The organism is Desulfobacula sp. (assembly GCF_021107415.1).
Window position 1 is genome coordinate 1 of sequence record NZ_JAIOSW010000376.1, and the last position, 5,264, is coordinate 5,264.

General features: G+C 35.6%; 4 protein-coding genes. All 4 read right to left on the reverse strand.

The genetic code is table 11. The annotated features are described in order from the left end of the window. Window positions 1-257: 257 nt before the first annotated feature. Window positions 258-455, reverse strand: coding sequence for a hypothetical protein (locus K8S13_RS18835; protein ID WP_291464954.1), 198 nt, complete (start codon window positions 453-455; stop codon window positions 258-260). A gap of 381 nt (window positions 456-836) precedes the next feature. Beyond that, window positions 837-1,886, reverse strand: coding sequence for a hypothetical protein (locus K8S13_RS18840; RefSeq protein ID WP_291464956.1), 1,050 nt, complete (start codon window positions 1,884-1,886; stop codon window positions 837-839). Window positions 1,887-2,050: 164 nt separating this feature from the next. Next, window positions 2,051-4,522, reverse strand: coding sequence for a pyruvate formate lyase family protein (locus K8S13_RS18845; protein WP_291464958.1), 2,472 nt, complete (start codon window positions 4,520-4,522; stop codon window positions 2,051-2,053). Next, window positions 4,459-5,264 (reverse strand): radical SAM protein (locus K8S13_RS18850; protein WP_291464960.1); only part of this gene is annotated, 806 nt, incomplete at its 5' end. The genes K8S13_RS18845 and K8S13_RS18850, both read right to left, overlap by 64 nt.

The window sequence follows — 5,264 nt, forward strand, 5'->3', positions numbered from 1 at the left end:
CGAAAGCTTCACACATATGCCATGTATGTTTTTGCAATTCTTCAAGCTGTCTTCCAGCTATCTTAATTTTTAGAGGAATATCTTTTTTTCCCGGTTTCATTTTTTATATTCTTCCCACACACTATCCCCCAAATAAGCAGTTTAATCAGCTTGTCTGGTTCATTTTTAAGTTGAGATTATAAAATTTTCAGATGTTGTAGGTATATTGTGTGTACTCTCATTCTATTGAAAATTAAGAAAATACTGAAAATTACAATTCATGAACTATGCAAATTGAAGTTTGAGCTTTTTACCAAAGGCATGCCAAGTGGCCATCCAAACTGAACTGTTTTAATATCTTCTCCAATTACTTTCTTGTGCGCCGGGGATAATAATTTAAGCCACTTTCTTGCAGGTTCCGCCCCTGAACTGGCTTTATAAAAATGAACCTTTAATTTAATGTCATCATAATCCATATGTAAAGTGTACCAAAATTGGGACGATTGTCAATTCTTTAATTCATCCCTTTCACCGACTTAATGCTTTTACTATTCTGTCTCCATTCAAAGCACCTACGCTTTGCAGCAACTCACTCATCCGGGTTTATATACTCCCATAATTCATTTTGATGAAGCCATACCACGATGAAACCTTAAGATAAATCGATATTTATTAGATTTGCCAATACTGACATTTTTAATAAATGGTTACCTTTTTTTAATTTTTTGCTGTGAACCATGAAAATAACCGGTGAAATCCGGTTCATTTTTCTTGTTGAACATTTTCTAAAAAAAGTAGCTAACTTTGCCTCCAGTTTATTGGGGTAGAATCATCTTTTATTAACACTAAAAATACAGCTATAGGCTAATCAGATTCTCACGAATTTTTTCAAGAAAACTGTTTTCCAAATCTACTTTCACCGATCCGCATAGGGTTTTAAGCTCTTCCAAATCTATGCCAGACACTTTGGACACCGTGTTAAGCTCGTCTCTTTCCTGGGCTGCTATTAAATCAAAATTTGTTCTGATTGAGGATTTGCGCAAACATTCAATGTTGTCTTTTACATAAATATATAGCTTTGACTGGGAAAGCCAGTCAAACAAAAGAAGCGGATTAAATGGGGTTCTCACAATCAGTTCCCTCATGTTTGAATTTGCCAAATTCTGGGCATTATCAATACCTACTTCGGCAAGTCGTACCCGATGGAACAAATTCATACCTTCAATCATTTCCAAAGGCAATGGATTGGCCCGGCTCTCTTTTTTCAGCATAAAGAGAGATTTTTCCTGAATATATTTTAGGATTTTTTGAGGGAATATGCCTGTAAGAAAAGCCAGAACGGGCAAAATATCAAGCAGTTCTTTTTGAAATTTACCATCAGAAGACTGAATTAAATGGTGAAGGACCACAGATATAAAAGTTGATAGAATCATTCTGGTTCCGATACTGTAAAACGCACTTGGGATAAGATCTAAATTGATTAATCTTCTTACAATATACTGGATGGACCAGATGTAGCTGCCAAGGAAGGCCATAGCAATAGAAACAAGGCTCATATTTACATAATTTGTCAGGGCTGCCACAGATTTATCACTGCAATGAAAAATTCCTGTTAATATGATGGGCGGCTGGTCGGAAAAAAGTACCCAGAAGCCAAGCGCGCTGAATATGGTCACGAAAAGGACAGGCAGTAAATAATCCTTTCCATTGAATTCATCATGGAAGATAGCGGAAATAATTTCATCCTCTTTTTCTGGTGTAGATTCTGTAATACCTAGCAAGCGGCGAGTACGCTCATATTCTCTTCTTTTTTTAGGAATTCTGGATTTTAAAAAAGAAATTGCAGTACAGGTGTATAGAGAACATAGCGTCAGTATCCCTAAAAGCATCATAATATTACGTTCCATAAATACCTCCAAATGTAATTATTCTTTAAATATTTTACTCCTTCTTTTAAAACTTGAGAAATGCCCGTTAAGCTGTCAAACTCCGCTAAATTTTGACCCCTTTAGGGTAACATTACCCCCCTTATCGATTATTTCAAAGACCAGATCGTTTTTTGCGACTACATCTACAATTCCTTTGCAGCCCTTTGGATAATCTCATCCTGCATTTGAGGTGAAAGATCTTTGAAATAGGCACTGTAGCCTGACACCCTGACAACTAACCAAGGGTATTTATCAGGGAAAATGCGTGCCTCTTTAAGTATTTTTTCATTGATGACATTAAATTGAATCTGGATTCCTTTGTTATGCTGCATAAAAAAGGCTTTAATCAGTCCTGCAAATATCTTTGCATTTTCCATTAAGGGCGGATCGACTTTTTGATTAAAGGTATACCCATTCACATAGTATTTGGGATTTAATCGACTGATAGAGTTCATTGTTGTCGTTATAACCGATGAATCTGCATTATCACTTGGAGAGACACCATTTGCAAATCGAACACCATTTTTTCTACCACTGGGTAATGCCATTGTTCTTTTGCCGAAAAGCTGGTGAGCACCACTGGAAAACCCCCCTGAAATATAACTACCACCTCGAGTATTCTTACCCGAATTCTTAAGAGCTGAGGTATAACAATTAAGTATAAAATCAGCATATTGATCAGCCCTCATATCATCTTGTCCAAATTTTGGAGCCTTGATCAACGTCTGATGCAATTTTTCACTGTTTTTAAAATTATTTTTTATTGAATCTCTTATCGTTTCAAGTGATATCTCTTCCCTTAAGGACTTTTCTATTGCTGCAAAGCTATCGATAGTATCAGCAATTCCGATTGCTTGTATGGAACTCCAGTTATATCTGGCACCACCTGAGGTAATATCTGTTGCCTTATCCACACAGCCGTTTACCATGAGAGATACAAGTGGAAGAGGAAAAAAATCTTTTCTGGCATGCTCAATAAGTTTTAGTTCACGAATCATTTTATTCACATGATGTTGAACTTGTTTTTCAAATGCATTCTTTAAGTTTTCTATTGTACAAATATCTTTATATTCTTCTTTTGTAAGTGCCTCAACCACGCAGACAGGAAGGTTAAAAAAAGCAGCATCAGCCATAGGGTATGATTTTCCCGGAATACCAATTTCAACACAACCAATCGTTCCAAAATTTCTTGCCTCAATAAGCGCTTCATTATCAGATAGATTATTTGAATGTTGTAAATGTTTCTGAAGGATTGGTATGATTGCTTCGTCATTAATTATAGCGGGGGTAAAACCAGTATGTTTTATAACGGCTACCACATCGTCTAAAAATTCTGGTTTTGAATTTTTAGAGTATCTTACATGATAATTGGGTTGTCTCAAGGGGATTTTTTTAATGACTCCCAGAAAAATCCTGGTCAACTCATTTTCTCCATTTTTTCCATCAGGTGTCATGCCCCCAATTGTAACGGCATAAAAAGATGGTAAGCCCTCATGGGCCTTAGAAACCAAGTGGTTATACAAGGGAAGCACTTCATTGGTTTTCAGGAAAAAGCACTCTAACAGTTCTTGAACGTCATGGTTAATAATGGTCTTTGCTTCATCATAGTTGATTTTCTTTTTTTCTGCATAATTTTTGATTTCATTCTGATACAGAGGATATAAGTATTGATCCATTCTTCCAAAGCTGATCGACATATCAAGTGTTTCTTGAGCTAACGCAATATGGACGAATAGTATGGCTTGAAGCGCTTCATGAAAAGTTTCTGAAGGGTGATACGGCACTTTTCTACAAATTCGTGCAATCTCTTGGAGTTCTTCTTTTCGTTTCTGGCTGATTTCTTTTGTTTTAGCAATCCTTTCTGCTTCTGCTGCAAAATTGGAGGCCATTTTGACGATACCATCTGCTACAATTTCAAGGCTTTGTAAAAAGTTTTTTTCTTCATCATTTATAGCTGTTTGACAGGCTGATTTCACATCTTCAAGAAAGCCTCTAATACCCTTATTTAATACTCCCTCATAATCTGGAATTAAATGAATAATCCCACCAATCTCATTAAGAAAATAGTGCTTAGGGTTTAATTGAACTACTGCATAATTGATTAGGTTTTTTATGCTTTTTAGAATACTGAGTAGATTCTTTGTTTTAGGGATAAAGGTTTTGACGAGGACATTGCGTAAGATCCAATACGGAAAAATTTTGAATAAAACTTTCAAACGATCCAAAAACGAAAAATGTAACGGCATTTTATATGCTGTGAATGGATTGTAATAATCACCAATCATGATAAGGCCGACCATTTCAGGGTAAAACGGTGCTCCGACCCGTTTCGATGTAAAATTGCCAACAAGACGCTCGTTATCATAGACAATGCTTTGCTTGTATTCCAGAATATACTTTAACCCATGTGCCCGCTTTAGATTAATTGATGGAAATTGAGTCTTATTTTTTTTATTAAAGTCAGTTAAAAGCAATGCTCTTTCAATACATACAGAACGCTCTGCGTCTTGAAGATCATCCAGGAGAAGGTCTGTTATGTTCTTTGTATTGCTCATTCTTTGTTTACAACCAAAAGTCCCTTCTTCTCCAGGGCCGCGATTGAGTTTTTCCAACATGATTCAATTTCCTCAAATGTGTAATCTTTAATCCTATGGACAGCTTGGGGCAAATCTTTTGTTTTGTCTAACCATAAATGATTATACTTTAATATTGATACATCATTAATTTTCAATTTTTGCAATAAAGAAACAAATTGGTTTAAATGATTTTCTCTAGAATTCAGTTCAGGAACGCTGACATATCGAACAAGAACATTTGGATGCTCTAAATACAAATTTTTCAAATTCTGTATTATTTTCGTATTTGTTTTGGAGGTATAATTCAAATGTTGTTTGCTATCAATGATCTTAATATCAAAATAGATGAGATCAATATCCATAAGGGTTTTAATTACGGCATCATATTGAAAATAACCACATGTCTCAAGCACCATATGGATATTTTCTGATTTACAAATGCGAACTAAATCTTTAAGAAATCTTAGCTGAAGTGTGGGTTCTCCTCCTGAAAATGTTACCCCCCCACGAGTTAGCTTATAAAAAATCTTATCCTTTTCTATTTCGATGAAGGCCTGCTCAGGGCTGTACAAATTACCAATCGTAATTTTTGAATTTTGACCATCAGGACAGACAGTGTTCTTATGCTCTATTTCAGTATTTTGCGATTCAGGATTTTGGCACCACACACAACGCAAAGGGCACCCTTTTAAAAAAAGGACTGTTCTTACTCCCGGACCATCATGGATGGAACTTCTTTGAATAATAAACAACATTCCATGATTGGTTTTTTTTGTCATCC

What these genes read in the sequence shown, in the direction of transcription:
- K8S13_RS18845 (WP_291464958.1), bottom strand. Translation starts at nt 4,522, where the DNA reads ATGTTGGAAAAACTCAATCGCGGCCCTGGAGAAGAAGGGACTTTTGGT.
- K8S13_RS18840 (WP_291464956.1), bottom strand. Translation starts at nt 1,886, where the DNA reads ATGGAACGTAATATTATGATGCTTTTAGGGATACTGACGCTATGTTCT.
- K8S13_RS18835 (WP_291464954.1), bottom strand. Translation starts at nt 455, where the DNA reads ATGGATTATGATGACATTAAATTAAAGGTTCATTTTTATAAAGCCAGT.